This window comes from Rhodanobacter humi (genome assembly GCF_041107455.1).
GTDB lineage: Bacteria > Pseudomonadota > Gammaproteobacteria > Xanthomonadales > Rhodanobacteraceae > Rhodanobacter_A.
The window spans coordinates 1,620,444-1,644,938 of the sequence record NZ_JBGBPY010000001.1; the positions used below are offsets into that span (position 1 = coordinate 1,620,444).

General features: G+C 70.2%; 23 protein-coding genes and 1 tRNA gene. 14 read left to right on the forward strand and 10 right to left on the reverse strand.

What is annotated here, in order from left to right; all coding sequences use genetic code 11:
• The first annotated feature begins 20 nt into the window (after positions 1 to 20).
• The 3 genes from AB7878_RS07170 (at position 21) to AB7878_RS07180 (ending at position 5,741) form a co-directional block, all read left to right on the forward strand.
• Positions 21 to 2,309, forward strand: coding sequence for a DNA helicase II (locus tag AB7878_RS07170; RefSeq protein WP_369495734.1), 2,289 nt, complete (start codon positions 21 to 23; stop codon positions 2,307 to 2,309).
• 182 nt (positions 2,310 to 2,491) lie between these two features.
• Complete coding sequence (locus tag AB7878_RS07175; protein ID WP_369493705.1) at positions 2,492 to 3,550, forward strand: HD domain-containing phosphohydrolase; 1,059 nt, start codon at positions 2,492 to 2,494, stop codon at positions 3,548 to 3,550.
• A 4-nt stretch (positions 3,551 to 3,554) separates the two neighbouring features.
• Entirely contained in the window at positions 3,555 to 5,741 is a 2,187-nt protein-coding gene (locus tag AB7878_RS07180) for an ATP-binding protein (RefSeq protein ID WP_369495735.1), read from the forward strand.
• On the opposite strand, the gene AB7878_RS07185 is transcribed toward AB7878_RS07180, so the two are convergent.
• From AB7878_RS07185 to AB7878_RS07200, 4 genes are all read right to left on the reverse strand, one after another.
• Positions 5,742 to 6,638 (reverse strand): crotonase/enoyl-CoA hydratase family protein, encoded by an 897-nt coding sequence (locus AB7878_RS07185; RefSeq protein WP_369493706.1) that lies wholly within the window; start codon positions 6,636 to 6,638, stop codon positions 5,742 to 5,744.
• A 223-nt stretch (positions 6,639 to 6,861) separates the two neighbouring features.
• Positions 6,862 to 8,115: a heme biosynthesis HemY N-terminal domain-containing protein gene (locus AB7878_RS07190; protein WP_369493707.1), complete on the reverse strand. Its 1,254-nt coding sequence runs from the start codon at positions 8,113 to 8,115 to the stop codon at positions 6,862 to 6,864.
• The gene (locus AB7878_RS07195; protein WP_369493708.1) at positions 8,112 to 9,227 is read right to left on the reverse strand and encodes a uroporphyrinogen-III C-methyltransferase; all 1,116 of its coding nucleotides are present in this window, start codon (positions 9,225 to 9,227) and stop codon (positions 8,112 to 8,114) included. The genes AB7878_RS07190 and AB7878_RS07195 overlap by 4 nt, the downstream gene beginning before the upstream one ends.
• Positions 9,228 to 9,281: 54 nt before the next feature.
• Entirely contained in the window at positions 9,282 to 10,046 is a 765-nt protein-coding gene (locus AB7878_RS07200; protein ID WP_369493709.1) for a uroporphyrinogen-III synthase, read from the reverse strand.
• Between the two features lie 72 nt (positions 10,047 to 10,118).
• Here AB7878_RS07200 and AB7878_RS07205 point away from each other — a divergent pair, with 72 nt between their 5' ends.
• The 3 genes from AB7878_RS07205 (at position 10,119) to AB7878_RS07215 (ending at position 11,616) form a co-directional block, all read left to right on the forward strand.
• A complete protein-coding gene (locus tag AB7878_RS07205; protein ID WP_369493710.1) occupies positions 10,119 to 10,598 on the forward strand; it encodes a YiiD C-terminal domain-containing protein in 480 nt (159 codons plus the stop codon).
• Positions 10,599 to 10,666: 68 nt separating this feature from the next.
• Positions 10,667 to 11,080: a hypothetical protein gene (locus AB7878_RS07210; RefSeq protein WP_369493711.1), complete on the forward strand. Its 414-nt coding sequence runs from the start codon at positions 10,667 to 10,669 to the stop codon at positions 11,078 to 11,080.
• An 89-nt stretch (positions 11,081 to 11,169) separates the two neighbouring features.
• Positions 11,170 to 11,616 (forward strand): rhodanese-like domain-containing protein, encoded by a 447-nt coding sequence (locus tag AB7878_RS07215; protein WP_369493712.1) that lies wholly within the window; start codon positions 11,170 to 11,172, stop codon positions 11,614 to 11,616.
• Positions 11,617 to 11,701: 85 nt separating this feature from the next.
• Here the strand turns inward: AB7878_RS07215 and AB7878_RS07220 are convergent, their stop codons facing one another.
• Complete coding sequence (locus tag AB7878_RS07220) at positions 11,702 to 12,793, reverse strand: 2Fe-2S iron-sulfur cluster-binding protein (protein WP_439653774.1); 1,092 nt, start codon at positions 12,791 to 12,793, stop codon at positions 11,702 to 11,704.
• Positions 12,794 to 12,822: 29 nt separating this feature from the next.
• Here AB7878_RS07220 and AB7878_RS07225 point away from each other — a divergent pair, with 29 nt between their 5' ends.
• The 5 genes from AB7878_RS07225 to AB7878_RS07245 all read left to right on the forward strand — a co-directional run bounded on the left by AB7878_RS07225 (position 12,823) and on the right by AB7878_RS07245 (position 16,731).
• Entirely contained in the window at positions 12,823 to 13,260 is a 438-nt protein-coding gene (locus tag AB7878_RS07225; RefSeq protein ID WP_369493713.1) for a hotdog fold thioesterase, read from the forward strand.
• A gap of 265 nt (positions 13,261 to 13,525) precedes the next feature.
• Positions 13,526 to 14,473, forward strand: coding sequence for a serine/threonine protein kinase (locus AB7878_RS07230; RefSeq protein WP_369493714.1), 948 nt, complete (start codon positions 13,526 to 13,528; stop codon positions 14,471 to 14,473).
• A gap of 73 nt (positions 14,474 to 14,546) precedes the next feature.
• On the forward strand, positions 14,547 to 15,089 hold the full coding sequence (locus AB7878_RS07235) for a DUF1190 domain-containing protein (protein WP_369493715.1): 543 nt from the start codon (positions 14,547 to 14,549) through the stop codon (positions 15,087 to 15,089).
• Positions 15,089 to 16,267 carry a glutathionylspermidine synthase family protein gene (locus AB7878_RS07240; RefSeq protein WP_369493716.1) on the forward strand — a complete coding sequence of 393 codons (1,179 nt, stop codon included), beginning with the start codon at positions 15,089 to 15,091 and terminating at the stop codon, positions 16,265 to 16,267. Before AB7878_RS07235 ends, AB7878_RS07240 begins: the two co-directional genes overlap by 1 nt.
• Before the next feature lie 29 nt (positions 16,268 to 16,296).
• Positions 16,297 to 16,731, forward strand: coding sequence for a hypothetical protein (locus tag AB7878_RS07245; protein WP_369493717.1), 435 nt, complete (start codon positions 16,297 to 16,299; stop codon positions 16,729 to 16,731).
• A 101-nt stretch (positions 16,732 to 16,832) separates the two neighbouring features.
• Here the strand turns inward: AB7878_RS07245 and AB7878_RS07250 are convergent, their stop codons facing one another.
• The 5 genes from AB7878_RS07250 to AB7878_RS07270 form a co-directional block, all read right to left on the reverse strand.
• Entirely contained in the window at positions 16,833 to 18,116 is a 1,284-nt protein-coding gene (locus tag AB7878_RS07250) for a sensor histidine kinase (protein ID WP_369493718.1), read from the reverse strand.
• Entirely contained in the window at positions 18,100 to 18,786 is a 687-nt protein-coding gene (locus tag AB7878_RS07255) for a response regulator transcription factor (RefSeq protein WP_077485657.1), read from the reverse strand. The genes AB7878_RS07250 and AB7878_RS07255 overlap by 17 nt, the downstream gene beginning before the upstream one ends.
• A gap of 294 nt (positions 18,787 to 19,080) precedes the next feature.
• A complete protein-coding gene (gene rimK / locus AB7878_RS07260; RefSeq protein ID WP_369493719.1) occupies positions 19,081 to 19,998 on the reverse strand; it encodes a 30S ribosomal protein S6--L-glutamate ligase in 918 nt (305 codons plus the stop codon).
• Positions 19,995 to 20,447, reverse strand: a complete 453-nt coding sequence (locus AB7878_RS07265; RefSeq protein WP_369493720.1) for an ATP-dependent zinc protease family protein — start codon at positions 20,445 to 20,447, stop codon at positions 19,995 to 19,997. Before AB7878_RS07265 ends, rimK begins: the two co-directional genes overlap by 4 nt.
• Before the next feature lie 105 nt (positions 20,448 to 20,552).
• A tRNA-Gly gene (locus tag AB7878_RS07270) sits at positions 20,553 to 20,626 on the reverse strand.
• A 242-nt stretch (positions 20,627 to 20,868) separates the two neighbouring features.
• Between AB7878_RS07270 and AB7878_RS07275 the strand changes: the two genes are divergently transcribed.
• From AB7878_RS07275 to AB7878_RS07285, 3 genes are all read left to right on the forward strand, one after another.
• The gene (locus AB7878_RS07275; RefSeq protein ID WP_369493721.1) at positions 20,869 to 23,292 is read left to right on the forward strand and encodes a DUF6600 domain-containing protein; all 2,424 of its coding nucleotides are present in this window, start codon (positions 20,869 to 20,871) and stop codon (positions 23,290 to 23,292) included.
• Positions 23,244 to 23,384 (forward strand): sulfur carrier protein ThiS, encoded by a 141-nt coding sequence (gene thiS, locus AB7878_RS07280; RefSeq protein WP_369493722.1) that lies wholly within the window; start codon positions 23,244 to 23,246, stop codon positions 23,382 to 23,384. The genes AB7878_RS07275 and thiS overlap by 49 nt, the downstream gene beginning before the upstream one ends.
• Positions 23,385 to 23,555: 171 nt before the next feature.
• Positions 23,556 to 24,356: a thiazole synthase gene (locus AB7878_RS07285; protein WP_369493723.1), complete on the forward strand. Its 801-nt coding sequence runs from the start codon at positions 23,556 to 23,558 to the stop codon at positions 24,354 to 24,356.
• Positions 24,357 to 24,495 lie beyond the last annotated feature (139 nt).

Consider the following 24,495-nt stretch of genomic DNA (forward strand, 5'->3'; position numbering starts at 1 on the left):
CAGCCGCTACAATGGGTGCGATGGATGTCTCGCACCTGATCGACTCGCTCAACGACGCGCAACGCGAAGCCGTCTGCGCCCCGCCCGGCCACTACCTCGTCCTCGCCGGCGCCGGCTCCGGCAAGACCAGCGTGCTCACGCGCCGCATCGGCTGGCTCACCCAAGTGGAACGCGTGCCGCCGTGGGCGATCCTCGCCGTCACCTTCACCAACAAGGCCGCGGGCGAGATGCGCGCGCGGCTGGAGTCGCTGATTCCCGGCGGCACGCAGGGGCTCACCGTGGGTACCTTCCACGGCATCGCCCACCGCCTGCTGCGCCGGCACTGGCGCGAGGCCGGCCTGCCGGAAGGCTTCCAGATTCTCGATGCCGACGACCAGCAGCGGCTGGTGAAGCGCGTGGTCGCGGGACTGGGGCTGGACGAAGCCCGTTTCCCGCCGCGCCAGGCCACCTGGACGATCAATGGCTGGAAGGACGAGGGCAAGCGCCCCGACGCGATCGAGCACCGCGACCATCCCGTCACGCACACTCTGGTGCGCATCTACCAGGCCTACGAGGACGCCTGCCGCCGCGCCGGCCTGGTCGATTTCGCCGAGTTGCTGCTGCGCGCGCACGAGCTGTGGCTGAAGAACCCGGCCGTGCTGGAGCATTACCAGAACCGCTGGCGGCACCTGCTGATCGACGAGTTCCAGGACACCAACACGCTGCAATACGCGTGGATCCGCGTGCTCGCCGGCAGCACTAGCAAGGTCTTCGCGGTGGGCGACGACGACCAGTCGATCTACGGCTGGCGCGGCGCGCGGGTGGAGAACATGCAGCAGTTCCTCAAGGATTTCCCCGGCGCGCGCACGATCAAGCTGGAACAGAACTACCGCTCCACCGCCACCATCCTCAAGGCCGCGAACCACGTGATCGCGCGCAACGGCGGCCGCCTCGGCAAGGAACTGTGGACCGCCGGCGACGAGGGCGAGCGCATCGCGCTGTACGCCGCCTACAACGAGCAGGACGAGGCGCGCTTCGTGGTCGAGCGCATCCGCGAATACATCGCCGAACACGGCAGCGCGAAGGACTGCGCGATCCTCTACCGCTCCAACGCGCAGTCGCGCAACTTCGAGGAACAGCTCACCCAGCGCAACATCCCCTACCGCGTCTACGGCGGCCAGCGCTTCTTCGAGCGCGCCGAGATCAAGGACGCGCTGGCCTACCTGCGGCTCACCGCCAACCGTCACGACGACGCCTCGTTCGAGCGTGCGGTGAACACCCCGCCACGCGGCATCGGCGACCGCACGCTGGACGTGCTGCGCCGCCGCGCCCGCAGCGAGCGCACGTCGATGTGGGAAGCCGCGCTGGCCGAACTTGCCGGCAGCGAGCTGGCGGGCCGCGCGAAGAATGCGGTGAAGGGTTTCCTCGCCCTGATCGACGGGATGGCCCGCACCTTCAAGCCCCTCTCCACCCGGGAGAGGGGTCGGGGAGAGGGTCCGGAGTCGTCGAACACCCCCGCTTCACCCGAACCCTCACCCCCAGCCCCTCTCCCGGAGGGAGAGGGGGGCAACGCGCTGCCTCTGGCCGAACAGATCGACCACGTGCTCACCCATACCGGCTTGCGCGACCACTACGAGAAGGATTCGCGCGGCAACGGCGAGGCGCGCATCGAGAACCTCGACGAACTGGTCAACGTGGCCAGCCGCTTCGAGCGCACCCAGGAAGACATCGACGCCGGCCTCGACGAGCTGTCCGCCTTCCTCTCGCACGCAGCGCTGGAAGCGGGTGAAGGCCAGGGCGAGGCCTGGGACGACTGCGTGCAGCTGATGACCCTGCACTCCGCCAAGGGCCTGGAGTTTCCGCTGGTGTTCCTGGTGGGGCTGGAGGAAGGCCTGTTCCCCAGCCAGCGCTCCACCGAGGACGAAGGCCGGCTGGAAGAGGAGCGCCGGCTCGCCTACGTGGGCATCACCCGCGCCCGCGATCGCCTGGTCATCAGCTACGCCGAATCGCGCCGGATGCACGGCACCGAGATGCTGGCGCGGCCCTCGCGCTTCCTCGCCGAGATGCCTGCCGAACTGATCGACGAGGTGCGCCCGCGCGTGCAGGTGAGCCGCCCGCTCTACGCCGGCGCCGGCCGCTACACTGACACCAGTTCGCTGCAGGAAGACCTGCCGGTCAAGCTGGGCCAGCGCGTCAGCCACCCCAGCTTCGGCGAAGGCGTGGTGGTCAGTGCCGAAGGCAGCGGCACGCACACCCGGCTGCAGGTGAATTTCGCGGGCGCGGGCAGCAAGTGGCTGGTGGCGGCGTACGCCAATCTCACGCCCTTGTAGATCATGTCGATTCCAGCCGGCAACGAGGCTGCCGATATCGGAAAGCAAACCCCGCTCCCGCTGTTTCCGACCGCGCTTGTTTGGGTGGCCAAACCCGCCGGCTGGCCCTTGCCAAGGCGCCGGATTGCGGGGAGGATGCCGACAGTCGCGCCTTCCTGCGTTCTGGCTGAAAGGAGGATTGCATGGATGTCGTGATCGTCGACGACCAGGCTTCGGCCCGCACGATGCTGCGACACATCGTGCAGGACATCGGGCCACAGCTCGTCGTGCACGATTTCGGCGCGCCACAAGCGGCGCTGGACTGGTGCGAGGACAACCGGCCCGACCTGCTGCTGCTGGACTACCGCATGCCGGGCATGGACGGGCTGGAGATGGCCAAGGCCTTCCGCAAGCCGCTGCGGAATCGGGACGTGCCCATCGTGCTGGTCACGGTGGTGGGCGACGAGCCGGTGCGGCAGGCGGCGCTGGATGCCGGGGTGATCGATTTCCTGGTCAAGCCGATCCATCCGCGCGAGCTGCGCGCGCGTTGCCGCAACCTGCTGCAGTTGCGCCAGCAGTCGGAGTCGATCAAGCAACGCTCACTGTCGCTGGAGCAGCGGCTGCTCGCCAGCATGCACGAAGTCGAGGAACGCGAGCGCGAAACGCTGTCGCGGCTCGCGCGGGCCATCGAACTCCGCGACGCCGGCACCAGCGCCTTCCTCGAGCGCATGGCGCGCATCGCCGGACTGATCGCGGAGGGGCTGGGGCTGCCGGAAGATCAGGTCCGCATGATCGAACTGGCTGCGCCGCTGCACGACATCGGCAAGATCGCCATCCCCGACGCGATCCTGCTGAAACCCGGCCCGCTGGACGCGGAGGAGCGGGCGCGCATGCAGCAGCACCCGCGCATCGGCTACCAACTGCTGCAGGACAGCCAGAGCCGCTTCATCCAGGCGGGCGCGCAGATCGCGCTGCGCCACCACGAGCATTGGGACGGCAAAGGCTACCCGGACGGACTGGCCGGCGAGGCGATCCCGATCGAGGCGCGGGTGACCACCGTGGCCGACGTGCTGGACGCCTTGCTGTCGCCGCGCCCGTACAAGGAGGCCTGGAGCATCGAGCGCGCGCTCGAATACATCGGCACGCAAAGCGGTGTGCTGCTGGATCCGGCCTGCGTGCGCGCCCTGATGGACAACCTGCCGCGCCTGCACGGCATCTGCGAACGCTACTCCCATGTTCCGCTCCATCGTGACTGGCGTTGACGGCCTGCGCCCGGCCCTGGCCTGGGTGCGCCAGCGGTTGCGCGGGCGCGCGGACAGCGAGCATGCGCAGGTATTCGTGCGCATCGCGATCACCTTGCTGTTCTCCATCTATCTCGGCTGGAAGGTCGGCTGGGGCAACGACACCCCGGCGCTGTTCTCGACCTGGCTGATCCTGCTCGGCGAACTGGGTCTGTCGATCGGCCTGCTGGTCGCGATCCTCGTGGCGCCGCAGCCGTCGGAGTTGCGGCGCTGGCTGGGGATGCTGGCCGATTACGCGGCGATCGGCGGCGTCATGTACCTGCAGGGCGAATCGGCCTCCCCGCTGTACGCGGCCTACCTGTGGGTCACGATCGGCAACGGCATGCGTTACGGGCCGCGCTACCTGTACGCCTCCACGACGCTGGCCACGCTGTCGTTCGGGGAGATGATGACGTTCACCCCCTATTGGCTGCAGAACCGCTACCTGTCCTGGGGACTGCTGCTGGGCCTGGTCGCGGTGCCGCTGTACTTCGCCGCCCTGCTCAAGGCGCTGACCGCCGCGATCGAGGAAGCCCGGCGCGCCAACCTGGCCAAGAGCCGCTTCCTCGCCAACATGAGCCACGAGTTCCGCACGCCGCTGAACGGGCTGTCGGGCATGTCGGAGCTGCTGGCGAGCACCCGGCTGGACGCGGAGCAGCGCGGCTACCTGGAAACCATCCAGGCCGCCAGCCGCTCGCTGCTGGCGCTGGTGGAGGATGTGCTGGACATCTCGGCGATCGAGGCCGGCAAGCTGCGGCTGAAGCAGGAAAGCTTCAACCTGCACGCCCTGCTGGAGCAGATCAACCTGATGCTGCGCCCCGAGGCGCGTTCGAAGCGGCTGGACTACGCGGTGACGGTGATGCGGGAAGTCCCCACGCAACTGCGCGGCGACGCCCACCACCTGCAGCAGGTGCTGGTGAACCTGCTCAGCAACGCGATCAAGTTCACCGCGTCGGGCGAGGTCCACATGACGGTGGCGAAATCGGCCGTGGCCGGCGCGGGGCAGGTGCGCCTGCGCTTCACGGTGTCGGATACCGGCATCGGCATTCCCGTATCGGCGCGCGCGCGGCTGTTCGAGGCCTTCGAGCAGGTCGACAACAGCCTGGTCCGCAAGCACCAGGGCAGCGGCCTGGGCACCACGATCGCCAAGGGCCTGACCGAGGCCATGGGCGGATCGATCGGGTTCGAAAGCCACGAGAACGTCGGCAGCAGCTTCTGGGTCGAGCTGCCGTTCGATCTCGCCGACGAATCCGCGCACACAACCGGTAGCGGCACAGCGCCGGCCGTGGACGCGCGCCTGTCGCCCGCGCCGTCGGCCGCGCACAACGTCATCGCATTCGCCGATCCGTTCTCGCGCCATCGCGCGCGGGTCAAGTCGGCGCGTGTGCTGGTCGCCGACGACCATGCCGCCAACCGCCTGCTCCTGCAGGGTGTGCTGCAGAAGGCCGGGCACCGGGTGATGACGGTGGAGGACGGCGAAGTCGCGCTCGATGCGCTGGTGGGTGGCGGCTTCGAGCTGGCGCTGCTGGACCTGCACATGCCGTCGCTGAGCGGCATTGACCTGCTGCGTCAGCTGCGCGTGATGGAAGCGGGCTCGCGTGCCCGTACCCCGGTGGTGATCATCAGCGCCGATGCCACTCCTGAATCGGCCCAGGCCTGCCGCAACGCCGGCGCGCGCGCGTTCATCACCAAACCCTTTGCCGCCGGCAGACTGCTCGACGCCATTGCGGCGATCCTGAGCGGCGGCGACGGCGAGGAGCAGGACAACCCGCAACCGGTCGCGCATACCTCCTCCGCGGAAGTGCTGGACCCGTCGGTGCTGGACGAACTCGCATCGCTAGGCATGGGCAAGGTCTTCGAAGCCGACTTCATCGGCCAGTGCGTCGCCGACGCGCGGGTGGCGCTGGCCAAGATGCGCCAGACCGGAGCGGCGGGCGACTGGGAACAGTTCCGCGACCATGCCCATGCCATGAAGGGGATCGCCGGCAATCTCGGCCTGGTGCAGTGCGCCGGCTTGAGCGGCGCCCTGATGCGGATGACCGCCTTCGAACTGGACCGCGACTGGCGGCGCCATTGCGAAAGCCTGACCCAGCGCCTGCACGACGGCGAACAGGCGCTGCAAGCGCGCGGGAGCTGGCTACCCGCGCGCGAGGACAACCCGAAGCCGTCATGATCAGGCCTGCGCGGCGGTTGGTTCGCCGTGCCGGCGGTACTGCGCGCGCACCAGCCGCTCCATGGTCCGCAGCGACTTTTCGCCGAGCTGCAATGCGGTATCCACCCAGACCTCGGTGATCGCCATCATCTCTTCCAGGGTCACCGGTTGCGCCAGCGTCCGGACCCGATGCATGGCCATGCGTGCGTGCGGGATGCGGCGGTTGCCGCGGATGACTTCCTCGACCGCCTGCACGCCCTGCCCGCGCGGGGCCAGGACATCCACCAAGCCCATCTTGTAGAGCTCTTCGCTGGACAGGATGTCGCCGCTCAGCATCAGCTGCTCGGCCCGGTGCGGCGGGATGCGCTTGCACAGGAAGGAATAGGCGCCCATCCCGGGGAACAGGTCGAACAGCACCTCCGGCAGCCCCATGCCGACGCCTTCCTCCGCCACGATGGTGTGGCAGCTCAGCGCGACCTCGAAGCCGCCGCCCAGCGCATCGCCCTGCACCAGCGCGATGCTGTGCACGTCGGCATCGAGCCCGGCATGGAACGCATGCACGCCGCGCACGCACTGTCGGGCGTAGGTCAGCAGGGCAGGACGGTTCTGGTGGCGGATCGCGTCGCAGAAGTATTCCAGGTCGCCACCGAGGTTGAACGCATCGCAGTCGGAGGCGAGCACCACGTGCCGCAGCCCGGCTTCGCCGAACATGCGCTCCCGGCGCAGGCGGTCGCCCAGGACGTTCTGGTACTGCAGGATGTCGGCAACCAGTGCCGGCTTGAAGCAGGCACGGCCGGGCGAGCTGGCCAGATCGGCGTGCATGTGACACCAGTGCACGGCGGCATCGGCACTCTCGGTGACGCGCAGGGTGGGGTAACGGGGGGCAGCAGCAAGCTTCTCCAGGATCGCGGTAGCCATGGTCGCTCCAGACGGGTGATGCCAGCCCGGGCCGTGGCCGGCGGGACACGGAAGGTACGTCAAGGGAGGCCCGAAGGCCTCTATGCACCCAAACGCCCGGGAGTGCAAGGAAACACCCGGCTCCGGAAGTTGCATGCTGCGGATCGATGGGAAGCTGCGGGTCCGACCCTGCACCCATCGTTGCGATCAGCGCTTGCCGGGCACGCGCTCCTCGCCGGGCAACCTACCCGCGCAACCGCGGCACCCCGTGCTCGTCGCGCTCCTCGACCGCGATGGCGCTGGTGTCGATCACGCCGCTGGTCTGGCTGGCGGACTGGCGCACGATTTCGCCGCGGATCATGGCCAGCGCGTTGCGGTAGCAGCGTTGCGCTTGCGTGGCGTCGCCCTGGCCTTGCCAGGCATCGCCCAGCGCTTCCCACGCACCCACGCCTGGTTCGAGCGCCAGCGAGCGTTCGAGGTACTGGCGGGCCTTGCCCCACAGCTTGGCGCGCACGCAGATGCGGCCGGTGGCGAGCAGCAGGGCGGCATCGTTGGGATGGCCGGCCAACCAGCCTTCGGCGCGGCGCAGGCGGGCGTCGAGGTCGCCGCCGGCGAGCACGCCGTAGGCTTCCACCAGTTCCGGCGACCATTCGCGGCGCAGCGCGGATTCGAGTTCGTCCATCGCCGGCAGCACCAGGCCGAAGCCGGCGGCGCGGCGGGCGTAGGCGTCGATCGCGGCGGGAGCGCGGCGCTGGGTCTTGGGCAGTTGCGACCACAGCGTGTTGAGCGCGGCGCCGTCGGGTGCGGCGTCGATGGCGGCGACCAGCACCCTCGCTTCCAGTGCGGTATAGCCGCGCGTGCCCAGCGCGCCACTTTTCTGCAGCGGTTCCAGCGCGGCGAGCGCGCGGCGGGTGTCGCCCGCGGCCAGCGCGGAGAGCGCCAGTTCGCGCCAGCCGCCGGGCGGCAGCGCGGCCTTGTCGGCATCGGGCACCAGCAGGGCCAGCGCCTCGGTGGCCTTGCCGTCGCGGCGCAGTACGCGGGCGCGCAGCACGCGGGCCGCCTGCGGCGCGGCCTGCGAAGCTTCGGCGAGGATTTCCAGCGCGCGGCCGTGCTCGCCGCGGCGCGAGGCGGCTTCGGCGGAAGCCAGCAGGGCGACGCCGCGCAGGGCATCCAGCCGCGAGGCGCGGTTGAGGTCGCGCTCGGCGTCGCCGTGGCGGCCTTCCATCAGCGCGATCAGGCCCTCAGCCAGCCGCTTGCGGCTGAGCCGGCGATGCCGCCGCGACAGCGCGCCGAACGGCCAGCGCAGCAAGCGCCACGCCAAGATCAGTACCGCCCAGGCCGCGAACAGGATGAGCACCGCGGCGACCACCGTGGTCTCCACGCGCCAACCGCGCAGGCGCACCAGCACGTAGCCGGGATCGACCGCCACCCAGTGCCAGCCGAACGCGGCCAGCGCGGCGACGATCACCAGCAGCAGGATCCAGCGCCACAGGCTCATCGCGCGGCTCCCGCACCGTGCGCGGGCACTGCCGCGCTGGCGGCAGGCGCGGGGTTGTTCGACAGCGCATGCACCGCGCGCAGGTTGCGCAATTCGGTGAGCGCGGCGCCGAGCTGCACCGGCGCGTTGTTCGGCGCGGCATCGATCAGTTGCTGCAGCGTGTTGCGTGCCTGCTGCACGGTCTCGGCGCTGCCGTCGAACTGGCTGGCGAGCCCGGCGTCGGCGCGCTGCAGCGCCGCGGCGAAGGCCTTGGGATCGTGCGCGAGCAGCGCGGCCTGCGCCTGCGCAAGATCCAGCGCCAGCAGCTCACGGGCGAAGCGCGCATCGGCCACCGCCAGTGGTGCGCCGTTGTCGCGTTGCACGCTGACCACGCCGGCCAACGCGCGGCCGATGCGCGACCACGCGCTGGTCGACGACGCGCTCGCCGGCGCGTCCAGCGGCTTCAGGGGCAACGTGGGCAGCATGCCGCGCAACGCCGTGAGCCTGGCCAGCGCTTCGGCCTGGCCGGTCGGCTGGCTGGCGAGCAAGGCGCGACGTTCCGCCTCGATATTCTGCCGCAAACCCGCGAACGCACTGTCGTTCACCGCGGCCAGCGCCTGCGCGGCCAGCGCATACGCCGCCGCCGCGCCCTGCGCGTCGTGGAACAGCTCGTAGCGTTCCCTGGCCATGCGCAGCAGCGACTCGGTCTCGTCGAGCAGGGTGGCATCGCGCGCGGAAAGCGTGTTCTCGGAGAGCTTGCCCACCGCGTCTTCCAGTTGGCGCAGGCGATCGCCCTGCGACTGCTGCGCAGCCTGCAACGAGCGGTCGAGCTGGTCGGCGGCATCCAGGCGCTGGGCGAGGTTCGTACGGTCGCCGCCGACGCTGGCCAGGGTGGATTCCAGCGTGCTCACACGCTGCTGCAAGGCGTTCAAGGTCTGCGCATCGGCGGCCTGGCCTTGCCGCTGCTGCCACTGGCGCCAGCCCACGTAACCGGCTGCGAGCAAAGCCAGCAAGGCCAGCAGCAGGGCCAGCGCGACGCTGCCGCCGCGGGGGGCGGCGTCGCGCGAGGCGGGTTTCGTGGCACGCGGCGTGGACGCAGGCGTGGCGGACGGTGCGGGCTCGTGTTCGCTCATGCCCGGCATGCTAACAGGCAGGCCCGGGGCGTTCGTTGCAAGGCCGTGAAACGATCAGCGCAACGCCGCGGCCCTGAGCAGATCGGCGGCGAGCGCGGACTCGGCCTGCACGATGCGCGCGAAACCCGCCGTGCGTGCCGCCTGCGCCAGTCGCGCGCTGCTGGCCACGGCCACCGCCGCGCGCAGGCGCGCCAGTGCCGGCATCGGCAACAGGTCAACTAGGTTCTGCAGCGCCTCGGCGCTGGAAAGCAGCACGCGCGCCGAGCGCGGCAGCGCCAGCACGGCATCGACATGCCGGCTATCCAGTCGCGGCGGCACGCGCCGGTACACCTGCAGTTCGCGCAGACGCGCGCCGCGTGCGGCCAGCTGCCCGCGCAGCACGCCGCGACCGCCGGGCGCGCCGACCAGGGCCACGCGCCGGCCGCGCAAGGCCTGCGCGGCCGGCAGGTCGAGCAGGCCTTCGCTGTCCTGCCGCGACGGCGCCTGCGCGGACACGCCATGCCGGCGCAACGCCTGCGCCGTGCCCTGCCCCACCGCCAGCACCACGGCCTTCGTGCGCAGCGGCGCCAGGGCGGCGGCGAAGCGCACCGCGGCGGGACTGGTGAACACCAGCACGTCATCGCCCAGCGCGGCGCGCATCGCCGCACGCAGGCCCGTGCCATCCGTCGCGCCACGCAGCGACAGCCCCGGCAACAGCAGCGGCACGCCACCGTACACGCGCACGCGCCCTGCCAGCGCGGCGGAGGTGCCGGCCGGGCGGGTGATCACCACCACGCGACCATGCAACGCCGGCGACTTGCTTGCACTTGAGGAAACCACGCGCGCCCCACATCTGCATGATTCGGCCAGCCCGCAGTGTAGCGGCTGCCATCGCCCGCCCATGGACAGTCCGTGAACCCATCGCCCGTGAACCCAGGCACCGACGCCGCACACGACCTCATCCGCTTCATCCGCGACAAGATCCCGCTGGCGCAGGCGATGGAACTGGAACTGCAGGCGCACGACGACGACCTGCTGGTGCTGGGCGCGCCGCTGGCGCCGAACGTCAACGACAAGGGTTGCGCGTTCGGCGGCAGCCTGGTGAGCCTGATGACGCTGTGCGGCTGGGGCCTGGTGGAACTGGCATTGCGCGCTCGCGGCCACGACTGCGACGTGTACGTGGGCGAATCCACGGTGCGCTACCTGCAGCCGGTGTGGGCGGACTTCGGTGCCGAGGCACGGCTGGCGGAAGGCGCGGACTGGTCCACGTTCTTCGACACCTTGCGTGCGCGCGGCAAGGCGCGCATCGAGGTGGCCTGCCGCGTACCCGGCACGGACGGCCAGCCCGCCGCCACACTGACCGCCCGTTTCGTGGCCAAGCGCCGCGATTGAACCCCCTCCGATTGAAGCGGCGCGTCCGCCGCCGCAGAATGGCGCGGCTCCCCGGGGGATAACACCGCATGCGCCGCATCCTGCTTCCGCTCATCGCCAGCACCGTCCTGCTGCTCGCCGGCTGCGCCGCCAGCACGCGCAACGACGCCCTGACCTCCACGCTCACCGCCTACGGCAACGCGGTCCGCTGGAACGGCCTGCAGAGCGCGCTGCAGTTCGTCGACCCCGCGGTGCTCAAGGCACGCCCACCCACCGATCTCGATCTGGCGCGCTACCGGCAGGTGACGGTGAGCGACTACGACGACGGCGCCGGCCCGGTGCCGCTGGGCGACAACGAGGTGCAGCAGACCGTGCAGATCCGCCTCATCAACATCCACACCCAGGCCGAGCGCAGCATCACCACGCGCCAGGTCTGGCGCTACGACGAGAAGCTGAAGCACTGGTGGCTGGAAAGCGGCCTGCCGGACATCCGGCAGGACTGACGGCGGCCGAAGCTCATGGCGGCAACGGATGTCCGTATAATCGCCGGTTTGACCGTACCGGCGCGACCGTCGCGCCCCGTGGACCCGACATGCAAGATTTCCTGCACAAGCTGCCCCAGTTCATCGGCAACCATGCGGCGCTGGCCGCGCTGTTCGCGATCCTGCTGATCGCGCTGATCGTGGTGCAGGTCGGCCTGCTGTTCGGCAAGAGCCGCGAGCTGACGCCGGCCGGCCTCACCCAGCTGATCAACCGCGACAGCCCGCTGCTGATCGACCTCTCGGCGATCGCCGACTTCGAGAAGATGCACGTGCCCGGCGCGCGCCACGTGCTGATGAGCCAGTTCGACCCCGAGCACAAGGACCTGGCCAAGGCCAAGGAACTGCCGGTGGTGGTGATAGACAAGGACGGCCGCGGCAATTCGGTGAAGGCCTCGCAGCGGCTGGTCAAGGCCGGCTTCCAGAAGGTCTACACCCTGGGCGGCGGCGTGCTGTCCTGGCAGGCGGCGCAGCTGCCGGTGGCGAAAGGCAACAAATAGGCACGGCGCAGAAGCGACTGTAGGAGCGGCTGCAGGAGCGGCTTCAGCCGCGATCCACGGCATCCTGTCGCGGCTGCAGCCGCCCCTACAGGTGGAAACCCGCGCGCTTGGCGATGATCTGCGCCAGCACGTCCGGCGCGTAGTCGAACGAGTCGTAGTACAGCCGCTCCTCCGGCAGGCCCGTGGCCACGAAGCGATGGCGCGCGATGTCGATCATCGCGGGCGGGCCGCTCATGTAGACGTCGTGGCCGGAAAGATCGGGGTAATCGGCCAGCACCGCCTCGTGCACCAGCCCCGTGCGTAGCGGCGCGGCGGCATCCGGCGCCACGTCGGACAGCACGGCGTGGAAGCGCAGCTGTCGCGCCTGCCGCTGCCACTGTTCGATCTGCGGCCGCAGGTACAGGTCGGCCGCATGGCGCACGCCCCAGTACACGTCCATCGCGCGGCGCGTGCCCAGCGCGAGGAAATGCTCGACGATCGCCTTCACCGGCGCGATGCCGGTGCCGCCGGCCATGAAGACCATCGGCCGCTCGGAATCCTCGCGCGCCACGAAGGTACCCAGCGGTCCTTCGATATGCAGCGTGTCGCCCACCGCAAGCCCGTCGGCCACCCGCGAGGTGAAGCCGCCTCCGGCGACGTGGCGCACGTGCAGCTCGATCGCGCCATCCGGCTGCGGCCCGTTGGCGATCGAGAACGGGCGCCGGCGTCCCCCGTCCAGCAGCACGTCGAGGTATTGCCCCGGCAGCCACCGCAGGCGCGGCTCGCCGTCGGCGGGCAGCAGGTGCAGGCCGGTCACGTCGGGCGCCAGCAAGCGCTTCTCGACCACGCGCACGTCGAGGCGGCGGCGCGCGATGTCCTCCACCGAAGCCACCTCGCGCGCCGCCAGCAGCAGGTCGCTGGCCGGCACCGCCTGGCACAGCAGCACGGCGTGGCGCGCGCGCTCGTCGGCGTCCAGCGCCAGCGGCGGGTTGCGCGGGTACTCGCAGCGGCCGGCCAGCAGGGTGGCCTTGCAACTGCCGCAGACGCCGGCCCGGCACGAGTACGGCAGGGCGATGCCGGCGCGCTGCGCGGCTTCCAGCACGGTTTCGCCCGCGGCCACGTCGAAGCGACGGCCGGTGCTTTGCAGGGTGACGGTGAACACCCGCACATTGTCGCCGCGATGGCCCTGGTTCGACAATGCGGGTTTTCCCGCAGGCAACGACGACCATGGGCATCTGGCAGCAGGACACCGACCTCGCCCGCATCAACGGCTGGGCCGCGAACACGATGCTGGAGACGCTGGGCATCCGCTACACCGGGATCGGCGAGGACTGGCTGCGCGGCACCATGCCGGTGGACGCGCGCACCCGCCAGCCCTACGGCCTGCTGCACGGCGGCGCCTCGGTGGCGCTGGCCGAGACGCTGGGCAGCAGCGCGGCGATGCTTACGCTCGACCCGGCGAAGTTCGGCGTCGTGGGGCTGGAGATCAACGCGAACCACGTACGCGGCGTGCGCGAAGGCACCGTCACCGGCACCGCCAAGGCGCTGCACATCGGCCGCAGCACCCAGGTGTGGGAGATCCGCATCGAGGACGAGCGGCAGCGGCTGGTGTGCGTGTCGCGCATCACCATGGCGGTGGTGCCGGTGGAGGTGGTGACCAAGTGATGCCATCACGTTTTTCTCCCTCTCCCTCTGGGACGCGGGGAAGGGTCATGGATGGCCCTTCTTTGAGGAGCGAGGAAGAGGGTCGGGGTGAGGGGCCAATCTTGCCGCACGGCAATTTCGAAGCAGCTTTCGATGCGCGTTTCCGCGAGCCCCGACCCCTCACCTCAATCCTCTCCCCCAAGGGGAGAGGAGGCGAACGCGGTGAGCGGGTTCGCCTGATCGAGCGCGCAGGCTGCATTGAGCACCTTCGATCATGGAGCTTCATATGACTGAAGCGGCGCCCTACTCGAACCTCACCCCCGACCTCGTGCTCGACGCCGTGGCCGCCTGCGGCCTGTGGCCGGACGGCCGGCTGCTCGCGCTGAACAGCTACGAGAACCGTGTGTGGCAGGTGGGCATCGAAGACAACGCGCCGGTGATCGCGAAGTTCTACCGCCCCTGGCGCTGGAGCGATGCGGCGATCCTGGAGGAACACGCCTTTGCGCGTGAGCTGGCCGACGACGAGGTGCCGATGGTGGCGCCGCTCGTGTTCGATGGCCGCAGCCTGCTGCAGCACGGCGGCTACCGCTACGCACTGACGCCACGCCGCGGCGGCCGCGCGCCCTCGCTGGAGTCGCGCGAACAACTGGAATGGCTGGGCCGCCTGCTCGCGCGCCTGCATGCGGTGGGCGCGCGCCGGCCGTTCGCGCAGCGCGGCACGCTGGATCGCGCCACGCTGATCGCGCAGCCGATGCAGGCCGTGCTGGCCTCCAGTCTGCTGCCCGCACACCTGCACGCGGCCTATCGCAACGCCGCGCAGCGGCTCGATGCCGCGGTGGCCGCACGCCTCGATGCCGTGGGCCCACTGCGCAGCCTGCGTCTGCATGGCGACTGCCATCCGGGCAACATCCTGTGGACCGATGCCGGCCCGCACTTCGTCGACCTCGACGACGCGCGCATGGGCCCGGCGGTGCAGGACTTGTGGATGCTCGCCAGCGACGACGCGGCCATGCGCGCCCTGCTGGACGGCTACACCCAGCTGCGCGACTTCGATCACGCCGAACTCGCGCTGGTGCCCGCGCTGCGCGCGATGCGCCAGCTGCATTACGCGGGCTGGATCGCCCAGCGCTGGCACGATCCCGCCTTCCCCGCCGCATTCCCGTTCGCGGCCGAGGCGCGCTGGTGGGACGAGCACATCGCCGACCTGCACGAGCTGGCCGACGCGCTGGCCTGAGCCTGCCGGACGAGGGCTTCCTGAGTCCCGCGCGAACTGCCAAACTCGGCGGAATATCCTGCGAAGCACGACCATGAAACGATCCCGCACCGCCGCCCTGCTGCTGATGGGCAGCGCCCCGCTGCTGCTGACCGCGTGCAACTCCGATTCGGAGGCCTCGCGCCAAGGCCTGTACACCTCGGTCGAGGCCTGCGTGGCGGCGACCAACGACAGCGCCACCTGCAAACAGGCGTTCGCCAAGGCCCAGCAGGAGGCGACCACCGAAGCGCCGCGCTTCGCCAACCGCGCGGAATGCGAGGCGAACTACGGTGCGGACAAGTGCACGGAGCGCAACGACGGTGGTGGTCACTCGTTCTTCGGCCCGATGATGACCGGCTTCTTCCTGTCGCAGATGCTGCGCAACGGCACGGCCGCCAGCGGCTTCAACAGCGCGCCGGCGTTCCGCGACAGCAATGGCGGCTGGCAGCGCCCGGCCGCGGGTGGTGGCGCCGGCGGCGTGTACCGCGGCGGCACCGGCGCCGCGATGGTGCCGATCAGCTCCACGCCGGATCGCGCGGTGACGGTGAGCCGCGGCGGCTTCGGCGAATCCGCCGGCAGCCGCGGCGCCGGCGGCTGATGCGCCGCGTCGCCTGTACCGAGCGCGCCGACTGGCGTGCAAAGGCCGCCGCCTGCGGTTTCGGCTTCCACACCATCGACGATGCGCCGTACTGGGACGAGACGGCGTATTACGCGTTCAGCCTGCGCGAGATCGAGCGCGACATCGAGGCGCCCACCGAGGAATTGCACGCGATGGCGCTGGACATGGTCGAGCGCGTGGTGGGCAGCGAACGCGACATGGAAAGACTGGCCATCCCGGAGGGCTTCCGCGACTGGATCGCGGCAAGCTGGCGCGAGCGCGCGCCACACCTCTACGGCCGCATGGATTTCGCCTACGACGGCACCGGCCCCGCGAAGCTCTACGAGCTCAACTACGACACGCCCACCTCACTGTTCGAGGCGGCGTTCTTCCAGTGGCAATGGCTCGAGGACCAGCTTGCGGCAGGCGCATTGCCGGCCGGCGCCGACCAGTTCAACTCGATCCAGGAATCGCTGGTGGAGGCGTTCGGCACGATCGCGCGCTCCATCGCGCGACCGTTCCGGCTCGCCGCCGTGCGCGGTTCCACGGAAGACCAGGGCACCGTCGCCTACCTGCGCGACTGCGCGCTGCAGGCCGGCATCGATTGCGAGCAGCTGGCGATCGAGGACATCGGCATCACCGCCGACGGCCGCTACACCGACCTCGACGACCAGGTGATCGGCTGCCTGTTCAAGCTGTACCCGCTGGAGGACTTGTTCCGCGAATCCTTCGGCCGCCACCTGCCACGTTCCGGCCTGCAGCTGATCGAGCCGGCGTGGAAGGCCATCCTCAGCAACAAGGGCATCCTGCCGCTGCTGTGGGAAGCGCATGCCGGCCATCCCAACCTGCTGCCGGCGACATTCGACGACGGCGGCGAACTGCCGCGCGGCTGGGTGCGCAAGCCGCTGCACTCGCGCGAGGGCGCGAACATCGCGATGCGGCTCCCGGACGGCCGCGAACTCGCCACCGGCGGCCCCTACGGCGGGCCGTGCATCCGCCAGGTCTGCCAGCCGCTGGGCGCGTTCGACGGGCGCTATCCGTTGATCGGTAGCTGGGTGGTGGGCGACCGCGCCTGCGGCATGGGGCTGCGCGAGGATGCCACGCCGATCACGAAAGACAGCGCGTGCTTCGTGCCGCATGTGATCGTGGAAGAAGCGCGCGGCGTATTGATCGCGTAAGCTGCGCGCTTTTCCAGAAGGGACGCCACGTGCGCCAGATCCTGTTCCGCCTGATCGGCATCCTCGAAGTGGCCGGCGGCGGCTACGGCATGATCCAGATGCTGTACCGCCTGCTGCCGTTCCGCGCGCACGACAGCGTGGTCGCCCTGATCGGCCTGGCGCTGTACGCGTTCGTGCTGGTGGCCGGCGTGCTGCTGCTGGAGAACAGCGAGCGCGGCGTGCGCTGGTCGGGCTGGGCGCAGTTGCTGCAGCTGCCGCTGATCGCCACGCCGGTGTTCAGCTGGGCGCTGCACTGCGGCGGCTACGTCAACGTGTTCGCCACGCTGCACCTGCCGCCGCACCTGGGGCTGGCCGCGCACTTCGGCAGCCAGGCCTTCGTGCTCGCCGTCGGCGGCCCCGCCGCCGCGCACCTCGGCATCAACCTGCTGGCACTGCTGTCGTGGCTGGTGCTCAAGCTGCGCTGATCGCCATGCAGGAGCAGCCGTAGCAGCGGCTTCAGCCGCGATTCCTCGCGCCACGGTCGCGGCTGAAGCCGCTCCTACAATTTCCTTCCGCGCGGGGATGCTCAGCCGAACACGATGCTGGCGATCGCGCCGTTCGCGTCGCTGCGCGGGCGCATCGACACTTCCCAGCCGTACAGCTCGCACAGCCGGCGCACGATGGCGAGGCCCAGGCCGGCACCGCTGCCGCCCGCGCCTTCGCCGCGCACGCCGCGCTGGAACAGCTTCTCGGCATCCTCCGGCTTGATGCCGGGTCCGGTGTCGATCACCTCGATGCGGCCCGCGCCCACCTCGACGCGCACGGTGCCTTCGAGCGTGTACTTGATCGCGTTGCCGATCAGGTTGGTGAGCGCCACCGACAGCACCGAGGCCGGCGCGTTGACGCTGACCGGCTCGTGCGCCGCCAGCTCGATCGCCAGCGGCTTGCCGCGCACCTGCGGCCGCTGGCTCTCGATCACGTCGGCGGCGACCTTGGCCACCTCGGTGGTCTCGCCGCGGGTGGGGCCGCGCCGCTCGGCGCGCGACAGCAGCAGCAGCGCCTCGATCAGCTCGGTGGCCTGGCGCGAGGCGCGCTCGATGCGCTTGAGCCGCTCGGCGAGCTTGGGCGTGAGATCCGGCGAGCCCTGCAGCAGCTCGGTGGTGCTGGCGATCACCGCCAGCGGCGTGCGCAGCTCGTGGCTGACGTCGGAGTTGAACTCGCGGTCGCGCTCCACCATCGCGGTGAGCCGCGCGGCGTATTCGTCCAGCGCGTGCGCCAGCTCGCCCACTTCGTCGTCGGCGAAATGCTGCGCCAGCGGCTCGGCCTTGCCGGCCTTGCGGAAATCGCGCAGGCGATTCGCCAGCAGGGTCACCGGCTTCAGCACCTTGCGTGACAGCCACAAGCCGATCGCCAGCGACAACAGGCTGAACAGCAGCACCACCGTGACCAGCGCCGTCACCAGCTGGCGCTTACCCAACTCCTCGCGACTCACGTCGTAACTGAGAAAGGCGATCAAGCCGTACTTGCGGTTCACCGCCAGCTTGTAATGCCGCGGGCGACCATCCTGACCCGTGTCATGCATGTCATAGACGCCGTTGGGCAGGTTCTGCCACGCCAACGGCGCCTTGTAGATGGTGCGGTCGCTCCACAACCACGCCGAGACCAGCTCGGATTGCAGCGGCTGGTCGGGATGCTCGTGCTTGTTCTCCACGGCCTGATCGACGTCGTGCTGCAGCGCCGACACCACCAATTGATCTTCCACCTTGGAGCGCACGTACAACGAGGCCACGGCGAACAGCACGCTGAGGCCGAAACCGAACAGCGCGAAGGAGAGGACGAGACGGAAACGGAGCTTACGCCTGGACTGCATCCGGCTCGACCATCCTGTAGCCGATACCGTGCCGCGTGTGGATCAGCGGCTTGTCGAAGGGCTTGTCGATCGCCGCGCGCAGGCCGTGGATGTGCACGCGCAGCGAGTCGGAGTCGGGCAGCTCCTCGCCCCACACCTTCTGTTCCAGGTCCTGGCGCGTCACCACCGAGGGGCTGGCTTCCATCAGCGCCTGCAGCAGCTTGAGGCCGATCGGGTTGAGCTGGATCGCCTTGCCCGCGCGGCTCACGGTGAGCGTGTCGAGGTTGTAGGTGAGGTCGGCCACCTTGAGCACGCGGCTCTGCGGGCCCTTGCCGCGGCGCGCCAGCACTTCCAGCCGCGCGGACAGTTCCTGCAGCGCGAACGGCTTGGTCATGTAGTCGTCGGCGCCGGACTCGAAGCCGGTGAGCTTCTGCTCCAGCGCATCGCGCGCGGTGAGCATCAGGATCGGCGTCTGCTTGTGCGCCTCGTGGCGCAGCTTCTTCGCCACTTCGAGGCCGTCCATGCCGGGCAGGGTGAGGTCGAGCACGATCACGTCGAAATCGTGCACCACCGCCAGGTGCAGGCCGGTGACGCCGTCGCCGGCGAAGTCCACCACATGGCCACGATCTTCCAGATAGTCGCCGATATTGGTCGCGATGTCGCTGTTGTCTTCGATCACCAGTACGCGCATGCGCTGCTCCATGGTGTCGCCGGCGGCACGGGCCGGCCCAGCCGCAAGCTTAACATTTGCGGCACCGATAACTCGCGGTCAACCGGCTCCGGCCTGAATGACTGCTTCCGGGAAAACTCGCCCAAGAAAAAACCCGGATGTGCCGGCGAGTCGCCGTCGCATCCGGGTACAGGGCTCGTCCCGTTACCGCCATCCACCGTCGTCGAACCTCACGGCACGATTCGGGCAAATCGACAGCGGAATCGTTTATAGAAGCTCGGGGGTTAGGACCGGGTTAACCCCCGCGCGCGGCATTCATGTCGCGTTTGTCTTGCTGCGTCGTGCGACACGCTGGGTGCCGCCCACCTGCGCCTGCAGCAGTTCGATGATCGCGCCGGCCACGTCCACGCCGGTGACCGCCTCGATGCCTTCCAGCCCCGGCGAGGCGTTCACCTCCAGCACCAGCGGGCCGCGATCGGAACGCAGCAGGTCGACGCCGGCCACGCCCAGGCCCAGCGCTTCGGCGGCGCGCACGGCGATGAGTTTCTCGGCCGCGCTCAGCTTCACCGCCACCGCGCTGCCGCCGCGATGCAGGTTGGCGCGGAAATCGCCGGCGCTGGCTTCGCGCTGCATCGCCGCCACCACCTTGCCGCCGACCACGAAGCAGCGCAGGTCGCAGCCCTTCGCCTCGGCGATGAACTCCTGCACCAGGAAGTTCGCGTACAGGCCGCGGAACGCCTCGATCACGCTCTGCGAGGCGCTGCGCTTCTCGGCCAGCACCACGCCGTTGCCCTGGCTGCCCTCGTTGAGCTTGATCACGTGCGGCGGCTCGCCGAGCATCGCGAGCAGGTCTTCGGTGTCGTCGGGGTTGTCGCCGAACACGGTGACCGGCATCGCGATGCCCTGCGCGGCGAGGATCTGCAGGCTGCGCAGCTTGTCGCGCGCGCGCAGCACCGCATCGGAGGAGTTCGGCGTGTACACGCCCATCGTCTCCAGCTGGCGCAGCACCGCGGTGCCGTAGAACGTGCTCTGCGTGCCGATGCGCGGGATCGCCGCGTCGATGTCGCGCACCGGCTTGCCCTTGTAGCGCATCGCCACGTGCCCGGGCGCGATGCGCACGTAGCAGCGCATCGGGTCGAGCACGCGCACCACGTGGCCGCGCGCGCGCGCCGCGTCCACCAGCCGCTGGGTCGAGTACAGGCGCGTGTTGCGCGAGAGGATGGCAATCTTCATGGATGGTCCGTGGCCACCAGCGGCAACCGGGGCTGGGTGTAGGCGCGCGCGGGGTCGACCGCGAAGCGCCCGTGCAGGGCGCTGCGGCCGAGCAGCATGGGGAACAGCATGTGCTGCCGATCGGTCAGGTTGATGTCGGCCTCGAAGCGCCGCCCCGCCAAGAGGATCTCGCTGCGGATGAACCAGCGCTCGGTGCGGCGGCCACCGGTGTCGGTGACCACGCGCCGGTCCAGCGCGCGCGCCTCGCAACGCACCGCATCGGACGCATGCCGCCCGGCGCGCACGGTGAAACGCAGCCACACCGCACCGTCGCGCAGGAAACTGTCCAGCGTCTCCACGTGCAACGCGCTGCTGCGCGCGCCGGTGTCGAGCTTGGCCTTGAGCTGGGCGATGCCCAACTGCGGCAGCGCCAGCCGTTCGCGCCAGCCCAGTACGGTCGGACCCGGCACGGTCGGCCCCGGCACGAGCGGGCTCGGAGTGATCGGATCCGTCATCGGTGTAGGCGCGCTCGCTGGGGTGGCGATATGGGGCGGCAGGCCATGGCGGGGAAGCCATGGAGCGGGTGAAGGGAATCGAACCCTCGTCAGTAGCTTGGGAAGCTACAGCTCTACCATTGAGCTACACCCGCATCGGCCGGCGGATGGTAACCCGGGAAACGGCGCGGTGGAAATCGCCGCCCGGCCGCACCGGCATGAACCGTCGCCGGCCGCTGGATATCCGCCCGCTGAACCATGGTCGCAGTCGCCGCGAAAACTAAGCCGGGCCTAATCCGGACCGTAGGCATAATCGGGCCGTCAATGCACGTCGCGCAGCGTGCCTTGGGACGGCCACCGCCGCCGCTCGCGTTGCGCCTGGAACCGGGAGACTCCGATGCGTGTGCTTGCTTCCCTGCTTGCTTCGTGGCGCCACGGCTGGCGACCGCTGGCCGTGCTGCTGTTGTGCGCCGTGGCTGCGCTGGCCCAGGCGCAATCCGCCGACGACGGCGACGCCGCGCCGCCGGACCGCGTGGCGCGGCTGTCCTACATAGCCGGCGACCTCGGCTTCCTGCCCGCCGGTAGCCAGGACTGGGCCAGCGCCGACCTCAACCGGCCGCTGACCACCGGCGACCGCCTCTCCACCGGCGACGGTTCGCGTGCCGAACTGGAGCTGGGTGGCGGCGTGCTGCGCATGGCCGGCGGCACCGACTTCGGCCTGCTCAACCTCAATGACAACCTCGCCCAGGTGGAGCTGACCCAGGGCGCGCTGAACCTCAGCGTGCGCCACCTCGACCAGGGCCAGAGCTACGAGATCGACACGCCCACGCTGGCGCTGGTGGTCACCAGTCCCGGCACGTTCCGCGTGGACGTGGACAACGGCGGCAACGGCACCCGCGTCACCGTGTTCGACGGCCAGGCCACGGTCTACGGCGAGAACAACGCGCAGCACGACGTGTTCCGGGGCCGCAGCTACCAGTTCGACGACGCCTCGCTGGCGGCGCTGACGGTCAGCGACATCGGCGGCGGCGACGCCTTCGACGCGTGGAGCAGCGAGCGCGACCAGCGCTACGCGCAATCGCAGACGCGCCGCTACGTGTCCGACGACGTGGTCGGCTACCAGGACCTCGACCAGTACGGCAACTGGCAGAGCAGCCCCGACTACGGCGCGGTCTGGTACCCCAGCCAGGTGCCGACGGACTGGGCGCCGTACCGCGACGGCCACTGGGCCTACGTCGCGCCGTGGGGCTGGACCTGGGTGGACGATTCGCCGTGGGGCTTCGCGCCCTACCACTACGGCCGCTGGGCGTACATCCGCGGCGCCTGGGGCTGGATCCCGGGACCCATCGTGGCGCGCCCGGTGTATGCGCCGGCGCTGGTGGCCTTCGTGGGCGGCGGCGGCTGGAGCGTGTCGGTCGGCATCGGTGGCGGCGCGCCGGTGGGCTGGTTCCCGCTCGGCCCGGGCGAGGTCTACAACCCGTGGTACCACTGCGACCGCGACTACTACCGTCGCGTCAACGTCACCAACATCTACGTGCACAACACCGTCTACCGCACCACGGTGATCAACAACATCAACAACCAGTACAACTACTACCGCGAGGGACGCGCGCCGCAGAACCAGCGCTACGCGAATCGCGCCGCGCCGCGCGGCTTCACCGCGGTGTCCGGCACGGCCTTCGCCGGCGGCCGGCGCGTGCAGCGCGACCTGTTGCGCGTCGACCCGCGCCAGCTCGCCGCCGCGCCGGTGCTGGCCCGTGGCGTGACTGCTCTGCGGCCCTCCGTGCGCAGCGTGGCGCCGGCGCGCGGGCCGCAGGCGCGGCCGCTGCCGACTGCCGACTTCCGCCGCAACGTGGTGGCGCGCACGCCGCCACCGGCCGCGTTGCCTGCGGTGCATTCGAACTTCACCCCGGCAACCGCACGCACGCCGCAACGTGCGGCCACGCCGTTCGCGAACGTGCGCGTGCTGAACGGCCGTGGCGCGCCGCCCCGACCGCCGCGCCGCAGGCCGAGGCGGCCGGCGCCATCCCGACGCCATCGCGCACGATGCGCGCCCCGAATGCCCCCGCCAACCTGCCGGACGTGCGCCGTGCGGAACCGGCCCCGGCGCAGGCCGGCGCCCTGCCCTCGGCGCGCTTCGCCCATCCGCGCAGCGACGAGCGCAGCCTGCCCGCGGTCGAACCGATCCGCCGCGCGACGCCGGCCGAATCGCGCCAGGCGCCGCGGCCGGGCGCGAGCTACGTCGCCAGTCCGGAACAGGTACGCCGGCAACCGGACTATCGCAACGAGCGCCCGGCCAACACGCTGCCGCAACCACAGCACTTCGAGCGTGCGCCACAGCCCGCACAGCCCGCCGCACCGGTCGAGCGCGCTCCCGCGCCGGCCTACGTGCGGCCGCGCGAACAGCCTTACCAGCCGCAGCGCACCGAACCGACGCGCGAAGCCGCACCGCCGCGTTACGAGCGGGCGGACAACCCGCCACAGCCGGCGTACCAGCCGCCGCGCGAATACGCCCGACCGACCTACCAGCCACAGCCGCGCTACGAACAACCGCAACCGCGCTACGAGGCGCCCCGCCCCGCCGCACAGTCGCAGCAGCACGCCGAACCGGCGCGCAAAGCCCCACCGCCGCCGCGCAAGGATGAGCAGCAGCACTGAGGCATGCCACCGCCGCTGGCGCCGCGATCCGGCGCCAGCGGCTACAATGGGCGCATGCAGATCACGCTCAACGGCCAGCCGCGCGATTGCGCTCCCGCCACCACCATCGCCCAGTTGCTGGAAACCGCCGGCTACAGCGGTCGGCGCGTGGCCGTGGAGCTGAACCGCGAGATCGTGCCGCGCGGCCAGCACGCCAGCCGCACCCTCGCCGATGGCGACCAGGTCGAGATCGTGCACGCGATCGGCGGAGGGTGAGCGCGTGCGTCTGGCTGATGCCTTGAAGGGCATCAGCCGCACGAGCGAACGCCCGAGGCAGGAGCCGAGGGCCGGGTTGCTTGGCGAGCGCAGGATGCGCGAGCTTAGCAACATCGTCCATCCGCGCAGCGGATGAATCCCAGGTTCCTCAAACCGACTTTCATATTCCCCATGAACCTCAAGACCCTCGACATCGCCGACCCGCTGGTCATCGCCGGCAAAAGCTACGCCTCGCGCCTGCTCACCGGCACCGGCAAGTACAAGGATTTCGACGAGACGCGCCGCGCCTCGCAGGCGGCCGGCGCGGAGATCGTCACGGTGGCGATCCGTCGCGTGAACATCGGCCAGGACGCGAACGCACCCAGCCTGCTCGACGCGCTGCCGCCGGACGAGTTCACCCTGCTGCCGAACACCGCCGGCTGCTACAACGCGGCCGACGCGGTGCGCACCTGCAAACTGGCGCGCGAACTGCTGGACGGGCACAAGCTGGTGAAGCTGGAGGTGCTGGGCGACCAGCGCACGCTGTTCCCCGACGTGGTGGAAACGCTGAAGGCTGCCGAGGAACTCGTCGCCGACGGCTTCGACGTGATGGTCTACACCTCGGACGACCCGATCCTGGCGAAAAAGCTGGAGCAGATCGGCTGCGTGGCGGTGATGCCGCTGGCCGCGCCGATCGGTTCGGGCCTCGGCATCCAGAACCGCTACAACCTGCTGGAGATCGTGGAGAACGCAAAGGTGCCGATCATCGTCGACGCCGGCGTGGGCACCGCCTCCGACGCCGCGGTGGCGATGGAGCTGGGCTGCGACGGCGTGCTGATGAACACCGCCATCGCCGGCGCGAAGGACCCAGTGCTGATGGCCCACGCGATGAAGCTGGCGATCCAAGCCGGCCGCGCCGCGTTCAAGGCCGGCCGCATCCCGCGCAAGCGCTACGCCTCGGCTTCCAGTCCGATCGACGGCACCATCGGCTGATTCGCTGGCTTTCTCCCCTCTCCCTGCGGACGCGGGGAAGGGCCATGGATGGCCCTGCTTTGAGGAGCGAGGAAGAGGGGCTGGGGGAGAGGGTTCGGGCGAAGCGCGGCAGCAATCCTTCGCACAAGTCTCCACCTGC

What these genes read in the sequence shown, in the direction of transcription:
- AB7878_RS07170 (WP_369495734.1), top strand. Translation starts at nt 21, where the DNA reads ATGGATGTCTCGCACCTGATCGACTCGCTCAACGACGCGCAACGCGAA.
- AB7878_RS07175 (WP_369493705.1), top strand. Translation starts at nt 2,492, where the DNA reads ATGGATGTCGTGATCGTCGACGACCAGGCTTCGGCCCGCACGATGCTG.
- AB7878_RS07185 (WP_369493706.1), bottom strand. Translation starts at nt 6,638, where the DNA reads ATGGCTACCGCGATCCTGGAGAAGCTTGCTGCTGCCCCCCGTTACCCC.
- AB7878_RS07190 (WP_369493707.1), bottom strand. Translation starts at nt 8,115, where the DNA reads ATGAGCCTGTGGCGCTGGATCCTGCTGCTGGTGATCGTCGCCGCGCTG.
- AB7878_RS07195 (WP_369493708.1), bottom strand. Translation starts at nt 9,227, where the DNA reads ATGAGCGAACACGAGCCCGCACCGTCCGCCACGCCTGCGTCCACGCCG.
- AB7878_RS07210 (WP_369493711.1), top strand. Translation starts at nt 10,667, where the DNA reads ATGCGCCGCATCCTGCTTCCGCTCATCGCCAGCACCGTCCTGCTGCTC.
- AB7878_RS07215 (WP_369493712.1), top strand. Translation starts at nt 11,170, where the DNA reads ATGCAAGATTTCCTGCACAAGCTGCCCCAGTTCATCGGCAACCATGCG.
- AB7878_RS07225 (WP_369493713.1), top strand. Translation starts at nt 12,823, where the DNA reads ATGGGCATCTGGCAGCAGGACACCGACCTCGCCCGCATCAACGGCTGG.
- AB7878_RS07230 (WP_369493714.1), top strand. Translation starts at nt 13,526, where the DNA reads ATGACTGAAGCGGCGCCCTACTCGAACCTCACCCCCGACCTCGTGCTC.
- AB7878_RS07235 (WP_369493715.1), top strand. Translation starts at nt 14,547, where the DNA reads ATGAAACGATCCCGCACCGCCGCCCTGCTGCTGATGGGCAGCGCCCCG.
- AB7878_RS07240 (WP_369493716.1), top strand. Translation starts at nt 15,089, where the DNA reads ATGCGCCGCGTCGCCTGTACCGAGCGCGCCGACTGGCGTGCAAAGGCC.
- AB7878_RS07250 (WP_369493718.1), bottom strand. Translation starts at nt 18,116, where the DNA reads ATGCAGTCCAGGCGTAAGCTCCGTTTCCGTCTCGTCCTCTCCTTCGCG.
- AB7878_RS07255 (WP_077485657.1), bottom strand. Translation starts at nt 18,786, where the DNA reads ATGCGCGTACTGGTGATCGAAGACAACAGCGACATCGCGACCAATATC.
- rimK (WP_369493719.1), bottom strand. Translation starts at nt 19,998, where the DNA reads ATGAAGATTGCCATCCTCTCGCGCAACACGCGCCTGTACTCGACCCAG.
- AB7878_RS07275 (WP_369493721.1), top strand. Translation starts at nt 20,869, where the DNA reads ATGCGTGTGCTTGCTTCCCTGCTTGCTTCGTGGCGCCACGGCTGGCGA.
- AB7878_RS07285 (WP_369493723.1), top strand. Translation starts at nt 23,556, where the DNA reads ATGAACCTCAAGACCCTCGACATCGCCGACCCGCTGGTCATCGCCGGC.